Here is a 17,185-nt window from a genome sequence, read left to right as displayed (position 1 = left end):
GGTGATCCACTACTCAAACTGCTCAAGTACTCAAGTGTCTCTCAGCGCTCAGCGGGGCGCCCGGCGTTTTCCTGGCGGCCGGTGAGCCGTCTGGCGTTCTCCAGGTGAGCGGTGAGCTGCTTCTGAATGTGTACGGTCGCCTCGTCCAGCGCCGTGCGCGTACGCCGCCCGGTGCCGTCGCCCGCGACGAACGGGTCACCGAAGACCACGTCGACGCGACTGCGCAGCGGAGGCAGCCCTTTTATCAACCGTCCCCGCCGGTCGGAACTTCCCAGGACGGCCACGGGAACGACGGGAGCTCCACTCCGCACCGCGAAGTAGGCGAGACCGGCGCGCAGCGAGGCGAAGTCGCCGTCGCCCCGGCTGCCCTCGGGAAAGATCCCGAGCACCCCGCCGCTCGCCAGCACACCCAGGGCGTGGGTGATCGCCGTGCGGTCGGCCGTCGAGCGGTCCACCTCCACCTGACCGAGGGCGCGCATGGCGGGGGCGAGCGGCCCGATGAACGCCTCCTTCTTGACCAGGAAGTGCGACGCCCGGGGCGCCACACCGATGACCATCGGCCCGTCGATGTTGTGCGAGTGGTTGACGGCGAGGATCACCGGACCGGTCGCGGGCACCTTCCAGGAACCGAGCACGCGCGGCTTCCACAGCCCGTACATCAGGCCGACACCGATGCGCCGCCCGACCTCGGCGCCCCGCGCCGTAGGAACCTCGGACGCCTTCGACGACTTCGACGGTCCGCTCACTTCGCGTCCCGCTTCTCCTCGACGAGGGTGACGACGCACTCGATGACCTGCTGCAGGGTCAGCTCGGAGGTGTCGACCTCCACCGCGTCGTCCGCCTTGGCGAGCGGCGAGGTCTTGCGGCTGGAGTCGGCCGCGTCCCGCTTCAGCAGCGCCTCACGGGTGGCGTTGACGTCGGCACCCTTCAGCTCACCGCTGCGGCGGGCGGCCCGCGCCTCCGGGGAAGCGGTGAGGAAGATCTTCAGGTCGGCGTCGGGCAGCACGGTCGTCCCGATGTCGCGCCCCTCGACGACGATCCCCTTCTCGGCGGACGCGGCGATGGAACGCTGCAGTTCGGTGATCAGGGCACGCACCTCCGGTACGGCGCTCACCGCGCTGACCTTGGAGGTGACCTCCTGGGTGCGGATCGGGCCGCCGACGTCGATGCCGTCCACGGTGATCGTCGGGTTCTCCGGGTCCGTACCGGAGACGATCTCGGCCTTGCCTGCCACGGCGGCTATCGCGGAGGGGTCCGTGATGTCGATTCCGTTGCTCACCATCCACCAGGTGATCGCCCGGTACTGGGCCCCGGTGTCCAGGTAGGCCAGCCCGAGCTGCGCGGCAACGGCCTTGGACGTGCTCGACTTGCCTGTGCCGGAGGGCCCGTCAATGGCGACAATCACTGCGGCGCGATCCACTGTGGAGGCACCTTTCCTGGTCCGGGGTGGTGGGGCGGGGGCGCTGGGTGCCCCGGACAAGGTTACTGGGTGCGGGTCACTCATCCGGCCGCACCGTAGCCAGCCCGTACAACACCTCTTCGACGACGGCCCGAACCGCCCCAGCCCGTCCGGTGCCTCATCGACGCCGGCCCCGGCCTCATCAGCCCGTCCGGCGTTTGAGGACGAGGCCCCTTCAGGGCCGATCGGGGGTCTGGGGGCGGAGCCCCCGGCTACGGCGGGCCACCCCCTACTGCCGAATCGCCCACCCTCGCTCCCGCAGCGAAGCCGAAAGCACAGGCGCAGCCTTCGGCTCCACCATCAACTGCACAAGCCCCGCCTGCTGCCCCGTCGCATGCTCGATCCGCACATCCTCGATATTGACCCCCGCCCGCCCCGCATCGGCGAAGATCCGGGCCAGCTGCCCAGGCTGGTCGTCGATAAGAACGGCAACCACCTCATACACCCGCGGAGCGGACCCGTGCTTGCCGGGCACCCGAACCTGCCCGGCGTTCCCGCGCCGCAGGACATCCTCGACCCCGGTGACACCCTCGCGGCGCTTCGCCTCGTCGGAGGACTGGAGTGAGCGCAGCGCCTGAACCGTCTCCTCCAGATCGGCGGCGACGTCCGTGAGGAGGTCGGCGACCGGCCCGGGGTTGGCGGAGAGGATGTCGATCCACATGCCGGGATCGGACGCGGCGATCCGGGTCACGTCCCGGATGCCCTGCCCGCACAGCCGTACGGCCGACTCCTCCGCGTTCTCCAGCCGCGCCGCGACCATGCTGGAGACCAGATGCGGCATGTGGGAGACGAGGGCCACGGCACGGTCGTGGGCGTCCGCGTCCATGACGACGGGGACGGCACGGCAGTGCGAGACCAGTTCCAGCGCGAGGTTCAGCACCTCGGTGTCGGTGTCGCGGGTCGGCGTCAGCACCCAGGGACGGCCCTCGAAGAGGTCGCCGGTCGCGGCCAGCGGGCCGGACTTCTCGCGGCCCGACATGGGGTGCGAGCCGATGTACGACGCCAGGTCGAGACCCAGCGCCTCCAGCTCGCGGCGCGGGCCGCCCTTGACGCTGGCCACGTCGAGGTAGCCGCGCGCGACCCCCCGGCGCATCGCGTCGGCGAGGGCGCCCGCCACGTGCGCGGGCGGCGCGGCGATGATCGCGAGGTCGACCGGCCCCTCCGGCACCTCGTCCGTACCGGCACCCAGGGCGGCTGCCGTACGGGCCTGCTCGGGGTCGTGGTCGGTGAGATGGACGACGACGCCGCGTGAGGCGAGGGCGAGCGCGGCGGACGTACCGATCAGGCCTGTGCCGATGACGAGTGCGGTTCTCACTGGGCGATGTCCTTGCGCAGGGCCGCCGCGGCACCGAGGTAGACGTGCGCGATGTCGGCGCGGGGCAGGTCCGACTCGATGTGCGCGAGGATCCGGACCACCCGCGGCATCGCGCCCTCGATGTCCAGCTCCTGGGCACAGATCAGCGGTACGTCGACGATGCCGAGCTTGCGGGCCGCGGCGGCCGGGAAGTCGCTGTGCAGGTCGGGGGTGGCCGTGAACCAGACGCTGATCAGGTCGTCCGCGGTGAGGCTGTTGCGTTCCAGGACCGCGGTGAGCAGCTCGCTGACCCGCTCGTCCATGTGCCCGGCCTCGTCCTGATCCAGTTGGACGGCGCCCCGGACCGCTCGTACCGCCACGGTGATGCTCCTCGCTGATGTACGTATGCGGAACTGATCCACGTGTTCGGTCCACGGATCGGCTCTTGTTGCATCCAGCCTAGTCAGCCCGTGCGGAACGGACGCGCGGCGCCCGCCCGCTGAGACGCGCCGCGCGACCCACACCGGGCTTTGCCAATGTCACCCGATTCGCCCCAATCCGCGACTTGGAGTGCGAACACGCCTGTGCGCCCTGGACGTGGAGGCGCGGGTCCGCTCTCATAGCAGGAAGCTCGCCTCGGGGGAGGCCCGATGAAACGCACTGGACCGCTATTCACACTGCTCGCGGGACTGTTGTTGGCCCTGTTCATGCTGTCGCTCAATGCGACGACAGGGACGAAGCCGGCGTCCACGTCCCAGGCCGACTCACCCGCCGACAAGGTGTCACCGTCTCCGGCACCCACCGCCACGAAGGCGTCCCCATCGCCTGCCGAACCCGCGACCCCGTCCGCGTCGCCCACCAAGACTCCCGCGCCGAACGCGGACTACGCGGGCCGTACCGACGACGACTCCTCCGCGGTGTCGGTCTCACTGCGCGACGGCAGGGCGATCGCGTACTTCTGCGACGGCCGCGACAAGGAGTCGTGGCTGAAGGGCGATGTCGAGGCCGACGGTTCCATGAAGCTCACCGGCGAGGGCGGCTCCGTGCTGAACGGCACCCTCAAGCAAAAGAGCATCCGAGGCACGGTCGACATCGAGGGCGGGCACTACGCCTTCACCGCGGACAAGGCGGTCAAGCCGTCCGGGCTCTACAGGGCGACCGCGACCGTGCGGAACGCCAAGATCGACGGCGGCTGGATCGTGCTGTCCACCGGGGACCAGGTCGGCATCCTCAAGCGTGACGGCAAGCCCTCCCCCGCGCCCCGGATCGACCCGGAGACCGGCGCGGTGACGATCGACGGCCAGCGGCTCACGGCCCGCCCGGTCACACCATGACGCACCGCCTCCACTCAGGGAGCCGAACATGACCGTGGACCCGAACGCCGCCACCCAGAGCTTCCCGCCGCGCCCGCCGGCCCCCGGCCCCAGTGGCCCCAGCGCGGCCCGCTATCTCGTCCCGGCGCTCGTCGCCGCCGCCGTGGCGGTGGCCCTCGGTGTGTACGGCAAGGTCCACGACCCGGAGGGCACCGCCTTCAACCTGGCCGGGTTCAGCAGCACGGGCGCGGTGAAGTCCTGGCTCGCGACGGTGGCGTTCGGCTTCGCGCTCGTCCAGGTCGTGTCGGCGCTCATGGTGTACGGGAAGCTGCCGGGCCCGAGTTGGTCGGCGACACTGCACCGCTGGTCGGGGCGGATCGCGTTCCTGGTGGCGGTTCCGGTGGCGGTGCACTGTCTGTACGCGTTCGGGTTTCAAACCTACGATTCCCGCGTTATGTGGCACTCCATCCTGGGTTGCTTTTTCTTCGGCGTTTTCAGTGCAAAGATGCTGCTGCTTCGCTGGGATCGGCTGCCCGGCTGGCTGCTGCCGGTCGTCGGCGGACTGGTCTTCACCGTCCTGACGATCGTCTGGCTCACTTCCGCCCTCTGGTTCTTCCGCAACTTCGGAGTGACGACATGACGCAAGGCCCGACGCGACGCACGGTCCTCCTCGCGACGGGCGCGGCGGCGCTCACGGCGGGATGCAGCGAGTACGGCGACGAATCCGCGTCCTCGTCGGTCTCCGCCGGCTCCCCCGGACAGGAACTGGCCACGACGGCCGACATCCCGGTCGGCGGCGGCAAGATCTTCAAGGACGAGCAGGTCGTGGTGACACAGCCGAAGGAGGGCGAGTTCAAGGCCTTCACGTCGATCTGTACGCACCAGCAGTGCCCCGTGGCCAACGTCAAGGGCGGCACCATCAACTGCACCTGCCACGGCAGCAAGTTCAACATCACTGACGGTTCGGTGGCCAACCCGCCGGCCGCGCGGCCGCTGGCCGAGAAGAAGATCACGGTTACGGGAAATTCGATCCGCCTGGCGTGAGGGTCACGCGTACGCTCCCGGAATGCACCCGTATCCCACCCCCGAGAGCCCCGAGGCCCTGGTACGCGACCACACGGTCTACGCCTGCGTGATGGGTTCGCGCGCCTTCGGTCTGGCGACGGACGGCAGCGACACGGACCGGCGCGGGGTGTTCCTCGCGCCCACTCCCCTGTTCTGGCGCTTCGAGAAGCCACCCACGCATGTGGAGGGCCCGGCGGAGGAGCAGTTCAGCTGGGAGCTGGAACGCTTCTGCACACTGGCTCTGCGGGCCAACCCGAACATCCTGGAGTGCCTCCACTCTCCCCTCGTGGAGTACGCCGACGACACCGGCCGCGAACTCCTCGCCCTGCGCGGGGCGTTCCTCTCCCGCCAGACGCACGAGACGTTCGCGCGCTACGCGCTGGGCCAGCACAAGAAGCTGGCGGCCGACGTGCGCATCCACGGCGGTCCGCGCTGGAAGCACGCGATGCACCTGCTGCGCCTCCTGATGAGCTGCCGCGACCTGCTGCGCACGGGCACGCTGACGATCGATGTCGGCGACGAGCGCGGCCCGCTGCTGGCGGTCAAGCGGGGCGAGGTGCCGTGGCCGGAGGTCCAGTCCCGGATGAACCGTCTCGCCGCGGAGGCCGAGGCGGCGTCCCACCGCAGCCCGCTGCCGGAGGAACCGGACCGGCGACGCGTCGAGGACTTCCTCATCCGCACCCGCCGCGCCTCAGCCCGCCAGCCGGACCCGTACGACGAGGTCGTGCAGGGCGTCGTGCGCGACGGGCGCATCCGGCAGCCCTGAGGCGTCCTGCGCCTCGTCCAGCACCCGGTGCAACGCCTCCACATCGCCCGCCACGCGCGCGTGGTCGACGTCGGCCGGCCCGTGCTCCCGCTCCGCCTTGGCCGCGACCAGCTCCGGCAGATACGCGGGGGCCTCGCCGATCTCCCCGACGAGCGTGGGCAGATGCGCCTGCACCTCGCCACCGCGCATCAGCTGGATGCCGGTGAGCAGCGCACGGAACGTGTACAGCAACGGCTTGAGTTCACCGCTCGTCCCGAAGAGCCGCCACTGTGTGCCCGCGAAGCCCCGGTAGTGGTGGGCGTGGTGACTGGTGAGAACCCCGGGGGCGAGTTCGGCGAGTTCGCGGTGCGTGTCGGTGGTGTGCACGACCAGCGGGGACAGCAGCTGCTCCAGCACGTAGCCGTTGCGGCGCAGCAACAGCCGTACGAACTTGCGCAGATCGTGGGTGACGAGGTCCAGCTCGACACCGTCCCGCACCCACATCCGCGACCGGGTCTCCGCCGGCTCCCGGAGCCCGACCAGGTCGGCGGCCGGCAGCAGATGGACGCCTCGGAGGTCCACGTCCGAGTCGCGGGACGGGAAACCGTAGAGATGGGCGCCCGAGACGGTGGCGAAGAGCACCGGATCGGGCTGCTCGGCGACCACCGACGCCAGGTCGAGATCCGGGAGGTCCGCGAGGCCGAGCGCATCGTTCATCCGTCAAGCGTCCCAGAGCGCGCCCAGCGTCTGCAGGTCACCCCCGTACTCGATGCGGTCCACCCAACGAGTCGGCCAGGCGTCGGTGCCGTGGTGGGCGCCGGCGAAGGCGCCGGTCAGGCAGGCGATCGAGTCCGAGTCGCCCGAGGTGCAGGCGGCGCGGCGTAGGGCCGTGAGGGGCTCGCCGGGGAAGAGCAGGAAGCACAACAGGCCGGTGGCCAGGGCCTCTTCGGCGATCCAGCCGGCTCCGGTGGCGAGGCAGGGGTCGTCCTCGGGCGAGGCGGTGCGGACGGCGAGCTGGAGCCGGTCCAGGATCGCCAGGCACTCGTCCCAACCGCGGGCGATGAAGTGCTCGGGGCTCGGGTCGTGGCTGTGCGTCCACAGGTCGCCCAGCCAGCGGTGGTAGTAGTGGCTACGGCTCTCGTGCGCGTACGTACGGAGCAGGGTCACCAGCCCGGCGGGGTCGGCGCCCTGGGCGAGCAGTCGTACGGCGTGCGCGGTGAGGTCGGACGCGGCCAGGGCCGTCGGGTGTCCATGGGTGAACGCGGCCTGCAACTGGGCGGCGCCCGCGCGCTGTTCGTCGCTCAGCCCCGGGGCCAGGCCCACGGGAGCCACGCGCATGTTGGCTCCGCAGCCCTTCGAACCGATCTGGCTGGCCTCCTGCCAGGGCAGCCGCTCGTTCTTGAGCAGGTTGCAGGCGACGAGGCAGGTGTGGCCGGGCGCCCGGTTGTTGTCCGGCGACTGGAACCAGTTCACGAACTCCTCGCGCACCGGCCGTTCCATCCGCAGCGGGGCGAGCAGCCCCCGGTCCATCGCCGTACGCAGCCCGTGTGCGAGCGCCAGCGTCATCTGGGTGTCGTCGGTGACGATCGCGGGCGTGGGCAGCTCCATCTGCCGCCAGGGCCCGCACTTGGCGAGGATGGACGGGATGTCGCTGAACTCGGTCGGGAAGCCCAGGGCGTCGCCGAGCGCGAGCCCGATCAACGCCCCGCTCGCGGCGCGCTTCCTGACGGTCGTGGTGGTCATGCGGGGCGTCCTTTCGGTGACGACGGAGACGGTGACGAAGGGGACGGCGAGGAAGGGGACGGTGACGAGGGGGGCGCGGCGGGCGACACCGACGTGGTCGGGCGCAGCAGCGGCGGGTGCAGGGTGTCCGCGGTGCCCGCGCGGTACAGCGCGGCGGGCTTGCCCCGGCCGCCGGTGAGGCGCGCGGCGCCCGGTACGGCTTCGACGAAGCCCGGGGTGGCGAGGACCTTGCGGCGGAAATTGGGCGGGTCGAGCGCGGTGCCCCACACGGTCTCGTAGACCTTCCGCAGCTCGCCGAGGGTGAACTCGGGCGGGCAGAAGGCGGTCGCGATGCAGGAGTACTCCAGCTTGGCGCCGACCCGGTCGTGGGCGTCGGCCAGAATGCGGTCGTGGTCGAAGGCGAGCGGCCCCAGCGCGTTGTACCGCAGCCACTGAGCCTGCGCCGCGTCCCCGCCGCCGTGCGGTTCGGGCGCGTGCGGCAGCAGCGCGGCGAAGGCCACGGACACGACCCGCATTCTCGGGTCGCGGTCGGGTTCGCTGTAGGTGCGCAGCTGCTCCAGGTGCAGCCCGGACACGTCCGACAGACCGGTCTCCTCGGCGAGTTCACGCCGGGCCGCCGTCTCCGCGGACTCGTCGGGCAGGACGAACCCTCCGGGCAGCGCCCAGCGGCCGGCGTACGGCTCATGACCGCGCTCGACGAGCAGCACGTGCAGCGCGCCCGCCCGGAGGGTGAGGACCGCCAGATCGACGGTGACGGCGAAGGGTTCGAAGGCGTACTTGTCGTACCCCTCGGGGGCCCGGCCCCGTGCCGCTCCGTTCACAGGTGCGGTCATGCCGCCCGCCCCCTCCCGGCCACCCTTTATGGTCACCATGACCAATAGTCATCCCGACTATAAAGAGCGCGAGCGGCCCGCACAAGCCTTCTTGACGACTCCCATACGCCAAAGCCCCTCAGCGGCCCCTCAGGCGCCCAGGAGGGGTCGCGGGAGCCGGGGAGACCTGGAGGACGCCGAATCCCCTCCAGTACGCCCAGGCGCACCCTGGCGGGGCCTGGAAAACAAATACGGCCGGCCCCGGAAAAGCTCCGGAACCGACCGTCGGCACAACCACTCAGCGCTTTTGCACCACCGCACTACCGCGCTGCACTACCGCGCTTCTACAGATCGACTTCCTGCATCAGCATGCCGACCTCGGTGTTGGACAGCCGACGCAGCCAGCCCGACTTCTGGTCGCCCAGGGTGATCGGACCGAAGGAGACGCGCACCAGCTTGTCGACCGGGAAGCCGGCCTCCGCGAGCATGCGGCGCACGATGTGCTTGCGGCCCTCGTGGAGAGTGACCTCCACGAGGTAGTTCTTGCCGGTCTGCTCGACGACCCGGAAGTGGTCCGCACGCGCGTACCCGTCCTCCAGCTGGATGCCGTCCTTGAGCTGCTTGCCCAGGTCGCGCGGGATCGGGCCCACGATGTGCGCGAGGTAGACCTTCTTCACGCCGTACTTCGGGTGGGTCAGCCGGTGCGCCAGCTCACCATGGTTGGTGAGCAGGATGACGCCCTCGGTCTCGGTGTCGAGCCGCCCGACGTGGAAGAGCCGCGTCTCGCGGTTCGTCACGTAGTCGCCGAGGCACTGCCGGCCCTCGTTGTCCTCCATCGTCGAGACGACGCCCGCGGGCTTGTTCAGCGAGAAGAACTGGTACGACTGCGTGGCCACCGTCAGCCCGTCGACCTTGATCTCGTCGTGCTCGGGGTCGACGCGCAGCCCCTGCTCCACCACGATCTCGCCGTTGACCTCGACGCGCGACTGCTCGATCAGCTCCTCGCAGGTCCGCCGGGAACCGTAGCCCGCACGCGCGAGGATCTTCTGGAGCCGCTCGCCCTCCTGCTCGGCGCCCGGGAACGTCTTGGGCAGCTTGACGTCCTTCTTGTCGGCGTACCGCTCCCGGTTGCGCTCCTCGGCCCGCGCGTCGTACTCGCGAGAGGTCGCCGGAACCCAGCGCCCTCGTCCGGTGCCGAGGTGGCCCTTCTTGGGCCCGCCCTTGGCGCCGCCGCGCGCGGAGGCACCGCGCCCGGACTTCGGCCCTTCGTGGGACGGCGTGGGGCCTACGTCGTACCGGCGCTCCTCGGGACGCGGATTGGCGGCGCGCTTCGGCTTGTCGTCGCGCCCTCCCGCGCTCCTCGGCTGGGAGCCGCCCCCACCGGCGCCCCTGGAGTTGCCGGCCCCACCGGAACCGCGGGGGTTGCCGCCACCACCGGCTCCACGGGCGTTGCCGCCACCGCCGGTCCCACGGGGCTTGCCACGTCCACTGTTCTTGCCGCTGCCACTGCTACTGCTTCGCATCAAAGTTCCGTCGTCGTCGTGTCGTCTGCATCTGCATCCGGTGCATCCGGATCGAACGACGGGACCCCTTCCAGCGTCTCTGCCTCGATCGCGTCCGCCTCCGGAAGGAAGGGTGCGAGCTCCGGGAGTTCGTCCAGGCCTCGCAGGCCCATCCGCTCCAGGAAGTAGTTCGTCGTCGTGTACAGGATCGCACCTGTTTCGGGTTCCGTCCCCGCCTCCTGGACCAGACCCCGCTGCAACAGGGTCCGCATGACCCCGTCACAGTTGACTCCGCGGACGGCCGAGACCCGGCTGCGGCTGACCGGCTGCCGGTACGCGACGACCGCGAGCGTCTCCAGCGCGGCCTGGGTGAGCCGGGCCTGTTGCCCGTCCAGTACGAAGCCTTCGACGGCCGCCGCGTACTCGGGCCGGGAGTAGAAACGCCAGCCGCCGGCGACGAGCCGCAGCTCGAAACCGCGCCCCTGAACGGTGTACTCGTCGGCCAGCGCACGCAGGGCGTCCGCGATCTGCCGCCGGGGCCGCTGGAGGATCTTCGCGAGGTGTTCCTCGGTCGCGGGTTCGTCCACGACCATCAGGACGGCCTCCAGGGCGGGCCTGAGATCGAGATCGGCGACGGTCCGCGGCCCGGCCGGCACTTCGGTGGTCTCCTCGCTCACGCCTTCTCATCCTTCCCTGGCTTCGCCGGCTCCGGCGGCCGGTCGAACTCGTCGGTGACCGTCGGCTCCCGATCGCCCTCCCCGCCCGTCCAGCGCACCACCAGCTCCCCGAGCGCCGTCTCCTGGTCCAGGGCGACGACCTTCTCCCGGTACAGCTCCAGCAGGGCCAGGAAGCGCGCCACGACGGTCAGCGTGTCCTCGGTGTCCTCGACGAGGTCCTGGAAGGTGGCCCGGCCCAGCTCCCGCAGCCGCGCGACCACGATCTGGGCCTGCTCCTGCACGCTCACCAGGGGCGCGTGGATGTGGTCGACGTACACCTGCGGCCTGGGCCTCGGCTGCATCGCCTTCACCGCGAGCTTCGCGAACCCCTCCGCCCCGATGCTGATGACGACCTCGGGCAGCAGTTCGGCGTGGTGCGGTTCGAGTCCGACGGTACGGGGATAGCGGCGGGCCTCGTCGTCGAGGCGGCGGCTGAAGATGTCGGCGACCTGCTTGTACGCGCGGTACTGGAGCAGCCGCGCGAACAACAGGTCGCGCGCTTCCAGCAGGGCCAGGTCGGCCTCGTCCTCGACCTCGGCGGTGGGCAGCAGCCGCGCGGCCTTCAGATCGAGCAGAGTGGCCGCGACGACCAGGAACTCGGTCGTCTGGTCGAGATCCCAGTCCGGCCCCATCGCCCTGATGTGCGCCATGAACTCGTCGGTCACCTTGGAGAGGGCGACCTCGGTGACGTCGAGCTTGTGCTTGGAGATCAGCTGCAGGAGGAGATCGAAGGGCCCCTCGAAGTTGGCGAGCCGGACCTTGAAGACCCCGGCCCCGTCATCGGGGTCGGGTCCCGTCGACGGAACCGGGGGCTCCGGTACTTCCGCTACTGCCTCGTCCGTTACTGCTGCTTCGTCCGATACTGCATCTTCGGCTGCTGCTTCTTCGACCGGAACCGGCGGCGTGCCCCCCGGCCCCCGCCCCAGCACACGCCGACGACCGGCGGAGCCGGGGGCAGGGGCGTCGTTCGAGGTCATGGCCCACGCAGGCTACCGCTAGCGGCCGCGCAACCGTCGTACGAGGATGCTCGCGTCCCCACGGGACTCCAGATCCGCGAGGACCACCGCGACCGCCTCGCGCACGATCCGACCGCGGTCGACCGCGAGCCCGTGCTCGCCCCGCAGCACCAGGCGCGCGTGCTCCAGGTCCATGAGCTCCTCGGCGGAGACGTACACCGTGATCTTCTCGTCGTGCCGCTCACGCCCGCTGGGCCGCCGCGAGGGGGCCCGTCCGCGCTTGCGGGACGCCGACACCGACTGTGGTGAGGGCCCCTGCTGCCCGGAGGCAGAACCTTCCTGCTCGCCCTGGCGCCGCATCGAACGCTCCGCGGTGCCCCCCCGGCTGCGCGACTCCCCGGTACCGGCCGAGTCCGCACCGGCGGCGACATGCTCGTCGCCGTCACCGTCACCGCCCTGGACGGGCACCGAGTGCGGTGCGTCGTCCGCGGCGGCCCCGTCGCTCTCCCCGGCGGGACCCGGTACCCGGGCCTCGCCGTTGGCCTGGCGCCTGGGAGTGGACGACTGGAGCGCCATGCCCCCCGTGGTACGGAACAGTTCGTCGGCCCCCGGCAGACTCACTCGGCGTGACACCGGGCGAGCACCTCCCTGGCGAGCTGGCGATAGGCGGCGGCACCGACGGAGTTCGAGGCGTACGTGGTGATCGGCTCGCCGGCGACCGTGGTCTCCGGGAAGCGGACCGTGCGTCCGATGACCGTGTGGTAGACGTGGTCGTCGAAGGCCTCGACGACACGTGCGAGCACCTCACGGCTGTGCACCGTGCGTGAGTCGTACATCGTGGCGAGGATCCCGTCGAGCTCCAGTTCCGGGTTCAGCCGCTCCTGGACCTTCTCGATGGTCTCCGTCAGCAGCGCGACACCGCGCAGTGCGAAGAACTCGCACTCCAGAGGCACTATCACCTTGTGAGCCGCCGTCAGGGCGTTCACGGTGAGCAGGCCGAGTGAGGGCTGACAGTCGATCACGATGTAGTCGTAGTCGGCCATGAGCGGCTTCAGGGCGCGCTGGAGCGTCGACTCGCGCGCGACCTCCGACACCAGCTGCACCTCGGCCGCGGACAGGTCGATGTTGCTCGGAAGCAGGTCCATGTTCGGGACCGCGGTCTTCAGCAGGACCTCGTCCGCGGACATCCCCCGCTCCATGAGCAGGTTGTAGACCGTCAGGTCGAGTTCCATCGGGTTCACGCCGAGGCCCACGGAGAGGGCGCCCTGCGGGTCGAAGTCGACCAGCAGGACCCGGCGTCCGTACTCCGCGAGTGCGGCACCCAGGTTGATGGTCGACGTCGTCTTGCCGACGCCGCCCTTCTGGTTGCACATCGCGACGATCGTCGCGGGGCCGTGACTGGTCAGCGGACCCGGGATCGGGAAGTAGGGCAGCGGGCGTCCGGTGGGACCGATGCGCTCGCGGCGCTGACGGGCCGCGTCGGGCGCGAGCGTGGCCGCGTACTCCGGATCGGGCTCGTACTCGGCGTCGGGGTCGTAGAAGTGCCCGTCGGGCAGTTCGTCGTAGTCGGCGAAGTGGTTGTGGACCCCGCCACTACCGTCGCCGGCCATGGCGTTCACGTGATGACCATCCATGCTCATGTGTGCTGGCTGAGTCACCCCTGGCATCTGGTGACCCTGATGGGCTGCGAAGGTGCGGACCGCGACGGAGCCGACAGCCGCGAGCCCCGTGGGGCCCGATCCCCGCGCCGGCATTCCTGGTTGACCACCCCCGGGAGTAAATGTCGACTCATTCACAAGTCGTCTTACCTCCTTGGTGACCAGGAAACTTCTCGATAGGTCAGCGTGGCACCATGCCGACGGTTGGCGACTCTATGGCGTGTCGGCCGTTCGCAGCAACACAATCCGCCGGACCCGGCCCGATGTGTCGGCAATGAAACATCCCTCTGTCAAGGGCGTACGGCCGTCGCACGGCAGGGTTCACCGGTGCGCGAATCGGTTGAAGCGTTACGTTCGAGGCGAGTTGAACGAGTGTCGCAAAGTGACCATACACACATCCGGCCGGACCTTGTTCGGCAAGGTCCGGCGGGGTGCGGGGCGTTGACGACCCCTGTTGACGTATCGCCTTTTACTCGCTGATGACTTGGTCGTTTAGTCGACCGGGAGCACCCGCGAGACGGCCGGGAAGCTCAGCCGAGCAGCGATTCCAACTCGACGTGCTCCAGCCCGTGCGCCTCCGCGACCTCGCGGTAAACGACCTTGCCGTCATGCGTGTTGAGGCCCCTGGCGAGCGCGGGATCGCGGCGCAGCGCCGCCACCCAGCCGCGGTCGGCGAGTTCCACGATGTACGGCAGCGTGGCGTTGGTGAGCGCGTAGGTCGACGTGTTGGGCACCGCGCCGGGCATGTTGGCGACGCAGTAGAACACCGATCCGTGGATCGGGAAGGTCGGTTCGGCGTGGGTCGTGGGACGCGAGTCCTCGAAGCAGCCGCCCTGGTCGATCGCGATGTCCACGAGAACGCTCCCCGGCTTCATCCGCGACACCAGTTCGTTGGTGACCAGCTTCGGGGCCTTGGCACCGGGGATGAGCACCGCGCCGATGACGAGGTCGGCGTCCAGGACGGCCTTCTCCAGCTCGAAGGAGTTGGACATGATCGCCCGGACCTTGGTGCCGAAGACCTTGTCGGCCTCGCGCAGCTTGTTGATGTCGCGGTCGAGCAGCGTGACGTGGAAACCCATGCCGACGGCGATCTGCGTGGCGTTCCAGCCGGAGACGCCGCCGCCGATGACGACGGCCCGCGCGGGCTGCGTGCCGGGGACGCCACCGGGGAGCACGCCACGTCCGCCGACCGAGCGCATCAGGTGGTAGGCGCCGACCTGCGGGGCCAGCCGGCCGGCGACCTCCGACATCGGGGCGAGCAGCGGCAGGGCGCGACCGGGCAGCTCGACGGTCTCGTAGGCAATCGCCGTGGTGCCGGACTCGACGAGCGCGTCGGTGCACTCCTTGGAGGCGGCCAGATGCAGGTACGTGAAGAGCGTCTGGTCCTTGCGGAGGCGGTGGTACTCCTCGGCGATGGGCTCCTTGACCTTCAGCAGCAGGTCGGCGGTGGCCCACACCTCGTCGGCCGTCGCAAGGATGCGCGCACCGGCGGCCACGAACTCGTCGTCCGTGATCGAGGAGCCGACGCCGGCGTTCCGCTCGATGACGACCTGGTGACCGTGGCGCACCAGCTCGTGCACGCCGGCAGGGGTGATGGCCACGCGGAACTCGTTGTTCTTGACCTCGCGGGGGATGCCGACCTTCACGTCGATCACGGTCCTTGGCTCAGAGGATGTGGGGGCATAGCAATGCATACCCGGACGTGCATGGGCACACCAGGAGACCGCAGGAGAAGGTGCGGTAGAGCCAGTCTAATGAAGGCGTTCTCGGTGTCTAGCCTTTCAATGCATCAATCTTCGACTGATGTACTACGGATTTCGTAGGCGTTAGCGTCGTGTTCCAGGTCAGGACCGCCTTCGGGGAGGTCAGGCTCGCTCTCCTGGGGGTCCGGCTCGTCGCCCAGCAGCAGCTCGGCCTCGCCCCGGTGCAGCCGCGCCGCCGCCGGATCACCGAGGTGCTCCAGCGTGTCGGCCAGCCGAAGCTGGAGCGCCGCCTGCAGCCGTACGTCGTCGGCGCGGCGGGCCCACTCCACCGCCTCCTGGCAGGTGCGCAGCGACTCCTCGGGCCGCCCCGCGTACTCCTGGACCCGCGCCAGCTCGCTCAACGCCCGTGCGTGCGCGCCCACATCGCCGTTCTTGCGGTAACCAGCCACCGCGGCACGCCAGTTGCGCAACGCCTCGCCGTAGCGGCCCGCGTAGGTGTGCGCGGCGGCGATGCGGCCGTACAGCCGGGCGGCGTCCTCGCGCTCGTCGCGCGCCAGGCGCTGGGCGAGCGCACGCCCGTACCAGTCGGCGGCACGGTCGTAGTCCCCGAGCTCCTGGTGTGCGCCCCCTACGGATTCCATCGCGCGCCCGGTCGCATACGGATCGTTCGCCTCACGTCCGGCGTCCAGCGCGGCCCGGTAGCGGGCCAGCGCGTCGTTCGTACGGCCGGTCTGCGCGTCCAGGTCGGCGAGGTTCAGCAGGGCGGCGGCCCGTTCGCGGGGCAGTTCGCGGCGTTCGGCGACATCGAGGACGAGGCGGTGGATGCCGTACAGGTCGGGTGCGGCGGCCTGGGTACCGATGTGCGCGACCATGGCCTTGACCAGGGCGGACATCAGGCGGCGGGCCAGTGTGTCCAGCTCCCCGTCGGCCACGGCCATGCGGGCCGCGGCGAGCAGGGCGGGCCTGCGGATCTCCAGCCAGTCCGCCGCCGCCCTCGGGTTCGGGAAGCGCAGCGAGCTGGGCGTGCCGAGGAGTTTCTCTCGGGCCAGCGGGCTGTCGGTCTCGGTGATCGCCCGGCAGGACACCAGCAGCCGTACCGTCCGCTCCAGCATCCGGGCCCGGGCCAGCTGGAGCTCGGCCGGGCGGTCCTGGGACTCGGCCAGGGGGCGCAGGAGGGGCAGCAGGCAGCCGGGGACCTCGTACTGCGGCAGCGGCGAGTCAACGGCCGTCAGGAGGCTCAGGGCGACGAAGTCGTCCAGGGTGGCGCGGGCGCCGCCAACCGGGCAGCCGGCCAGGGCGGAGGCGGTCTGCGGGTCGACCAGGCCGCCGGGGGCCAGCACAAGCAGTCGCAGTATCCGGGCGGCCGTGGTGGGCAGCGAGGCGTATACGAGGCGGAAGACGCGGCTGAGGGCGGTGCCCTCCTCGCTCTCGGCGTGCAGTTGCTTGGCGAGGTCGGAGACGGCCGCGTTGGGCCGGGCCGCGAGCCAGCCGCCGGCCAGCATCAGCGCGGCGGGCTGCCCCTGACACGCCTCGGCGAGCCCTTCGGCGGCGCGGGGGTCCACGGTGATGCGCACCGCCCCCGTGAAGCGGCCCAGCAGTTCCACCGCGGACTTGGTGTCAAGGCCACCCAGGGTGCACGGACGGACGTCGGAGATCCCGGTCAACGGCCCCCCGGAGACGGCGACCGCCAGGCAGTCGGGGTTGTCCGGCAGCAGCGCGTCGACCTGCTCGGCGTCGGCCGCGTCGTCGAGCAGGAGCAGCATCCGCCGGTCGGCCAGCGCGTCGCGCAGCGCCTCGGACAGCTCGTCCTCGTCGGCGCCGGGCGGGGTGGGCAGCTCAAGGGCGGTCAGCAGCTCGCGGGCGGTGCGTTCGGTCGGCACGCGCGTGCCGTCGGGTTCGGCGAGCCGGGCGCGCAGCACACCGTCCGGGTAACTGTCCGCGACCTGCCGGGCCAGCTCCTCGGCGAGCGCGCTGCGGCCCGAGCCGGGCTTGCCGGCAATGAGCAGTACGCGCGCACGGGGGGCCTTCCGGCCCGCGAGAGTGTCGAGTCCGGCGCGCTCGATGTCGGCACGCAGTTCCTTCAACTCTCTTGTGCGGCCGAGGAACTGACTGTCCGTAGGAGCGGGCGAGCGATCGTTTCCGGACAGCTTCGTGCCGTCTGTGTCCACCGCCTGATCCGTCACGGGCCACACTCCCGTCCACCTGCACGCGCAAGCCCG

General features: G+C 70.5%; 18 protein-coding genes. 4 read left to right on the top strand and 14 right to left on the bottom strand.

The genetic code is table 11. The features are described 5' to 3' along the window. Positions 1–41 precede the first annotated feature (41 nt). From OG734_RS38465 to aroH, 4 genes are all read right to left on the bottom strand, one after another. On the bottom strand, positions 42–785 hold the full coding sequence (locus OG734_RS38465) for a lysophospholipid acyltransferase family protein (protein WP_330292035.1): 744 nt from the start codon (positions 783–785) through the stop codon (positions 42–44). Beyond that, positions 743–1,420, bottom strand: a complete 678-nt coding sequence (gene cmk / locus OG734_RS38460; RefSeq protein ID WP_330292034.1) for a (d)CMP kinase — start codon at positions 1,418–1,420, stop codon at positions 743–745. The genes OG734_RS38465 and cmk overlap by 43 nt, the downstream gene beginning before the upstream one ends. A 268-nt stretch (positions 1,421–1,688) precedes the next feature. Beyond that, positions 1,689–2,774, bottom strand: coding sequence for a prephenate dehydrogenase (locus tag OG734_RS38455; RefSeq protein WP_330292033.1), 1,086 nt, complete (start codon positions 2,772–2,774; stop codon positions 1,689–1,691). Then, complete coding sequence (gene aroH / locus OG734_RS38450) at positions 2,771–3,133, bottom strand: chorismate mutase (RefSeq protein WP_330292032.1); 363 nt, start codon at positions 3,131–3,133, stop codon at positions 2,771–2,773. Before aroH ends, OG734_RS38455 begins: the two co-directional genes overlap by 4 nt. A gap of 270 nt (positions 3,134–3,403) precedes the next feature. On the opposite strand from aroH, the gene OG734_RS38445 reads away from it, so the two are divergent. Genes OG734_RS38445 through OG734_RS38430 form a run of 4 tightly spaced genes read left to right on the top strand, consistent with a single transcriptional unit; the run spans position 3,404 to position 5,897 of the window. Next, a complete protein-coding gene (locus tag OG734_RS38445) occupies positions 3,404–4,087 on the top strand; it encodes a hypothetical protein (RefSeq protein ID WP_330292031.1) in 684 nt (227 codons plus the stop codon). Positions 4,088–4,115: 28 nt separating this feature from the next. Then, complete coding sequence (locus OG734_RS38440; protein ID WP_330292030.1) at positions 4,116–4,706, top strand: DUF6529 family protein; 591 nt, start codon at positions 4,116–4,118, stop codon at positions 4,704–4,706. After that, positions 4,703–5,110, top strand: coding sequence for a Rieske (2Fe-2S) protein (locus OG734_RS38435; protein WP_330292029.1), 408 nt, complete (start codon positions 4,703–4,705; stop codon positions 5,108–5,110). Before OG734_RS38440 ends, OG734_RS38435 begins: the two co-directional genes overlap by 4 nt. A gap of 22 nt (positions 5,111–5,132) precedes the next feature. Beyond that, on the top strand, positions 5,133–5,897 hold the full coding sequence (locus tag OG734_RS38430) for a nucleotidyltransferase domain-containing protein (protein ID WP_330292028.1): 765 nt from the start codon (positions 5,133–5,135) through the stop codon (positions 5,895–5,897). On the opposite strand, the gene OG734_RS38425 is transcribed toward OG734_RS38430, so the two are convergent. The 10 genes from OG734_RS38425 to OG734_RS38380 all read right to left on the bottom strand — a co-directional run bounded on the left by OG734_RS38425 (position 5,823) and on the right by OG734_RS38380 (position 17,149). Continuing rightward, positions 5,823–6,593, bottom strand: a complete 771-nt coding sequence (locus OG734_RS38425) for a nucleotidyltransferase domain-containing protein (protein WP_330292027.1) — start codon at positions 6,591–6,593, stop codon at positions 5,823–5,825. The two genes, OG734_RS38430 and OG734_RS38425, sit on opposite strands and share 75 nt — an antisense overlap. A 3-nt stretch (positions 6,594–6,596) precedes the next feature. Continuing rightward, positions 6,597–7,619, bottom strand: a complete 1,023-nt coding sequence (locus OG734_RS38420) for an ADP-ribosylglycohydrolase family protein (RefSeq protein WP_330292026.1) — start codon at positions 7,617–7,619, stop codon at positions 6,597–6,599. Continuing rightward, positions 7,616–8,452, bottom strand: a complete 837-nt coding sequence (locus OG734_RS38415) for an NUDIX hydrolase (protein ID WP_330292025.1) — start codon at positions 8,450–8,452, stop codon at positions 7,616–7,618. Before OG734_RS38415 ends, OG734_RS38420 begins: the two co-directional genes overlap by 4 nt. A gap of 323 nt (positions 8,453–8,775) precedes the next feature. Next, the gene (locus OG734_RS38410; protein WP_330292024.1) at positions 8,776–9,954 is read right to left on the bottom strand and encodes a pseudouridine synthase; all 1,179 of its coding nucleotides are present in this window, start codon (positions 9,952–9,954) and stop codon (positions 8,776–8,778) included. Further along, a complete protein-coding gene (scpB, locus tag OG734_RS38405) occupies positions 9,954–10,610 on the bottom strand; it encodes an SMC-Scp complex subunit ScpB (protein WP_330292023.1) in 657 nt (218 codons plus the stop codon). The genes OG734_RS38410 and scpB overlap by 1 nt, the downstream gene beginning before the upstream one ends. Further along, positions 10,607–11,626, bottom strand: a complete 1,020-nt coding sequence (locus tag OG734_RS38400; RefSeq protein WP_330292022.1) for a segregation and condensation protein A — start codon at positions 11,624–11,626, stop codon at positions 10,607–10,609. The genes scpB and OG734_RS38400 overlap by 4 nt, the downstream gene beginning before the upstream one ends. Before the next feature lie 18 nt (positions 11,627–11,644). After that, the gene (locus OG734_RS38395) at positions 11,645–12,238 is read right to left on the bottom strand and encodes a hypothetical protein (protein ID WP_330292021.1); all 594 of its coding nucleotides are present in this window, start codon (positions 12,236–12,238) and stop codon (positions 11,645–11,647) included. Then, positions 12,223–13,359, bottom strand: a complete 1,137-nt coding sequence (locus OG734_RS38390) for a ParA family protein (protein ID WP_318322486.1) — start codon at positions 13,357–13,359, stop codon at positions 12,223–12,225. The genes OG734_RS38395 and OG734_RS38390 overlap by 16 nt, the downstream gene beginning before the upstream one ends. Before the next feature lie 434 nt (positions 13,360–13,793). After that, positions 13,794–14,909 carry an alanine dehydrogenase gene (gene ald / locus OG734_RS38385; protein WP_330293944.1) on the bottom strand — a complete coding sequence of 372 codons (1,116 nt, stop codon included), beginning with the start codon at positions 14,907–14,909 and terminating at the stop codon, positions 13,794–13,796. A 143-nt stretch (positions 14,910–15,052) separates the two neighbouring features. Beyond that, positions 15,053–17,149, bottom strand: a complete 2,097-nt coding sequence (locus OG734_RS38380; RefSeq protein WP_330292020.1) for a tetratricopeptide repeat protein — start codon at positions 17,147–17,149, stop codon at positions 15,053–15,055. Positions 17,150–17,185 lie beyond the last annotated feature (36 nt).

The organism is Streptomyces sp. NBC_00576 (genome assembly GCF_036345175.1).
In the GTDB taxonomy this organism is placed as follows: Bacteria; Actinomycetota; Actinomycetes; order Streptomycetales; family Streptomycetaceae; genus Streptomyces.
The sequence above is the reverse complement of the archived record's forward strand: the minus strand, read 5'-3'. Positions and strand labels throughout refer to the sequence as shown.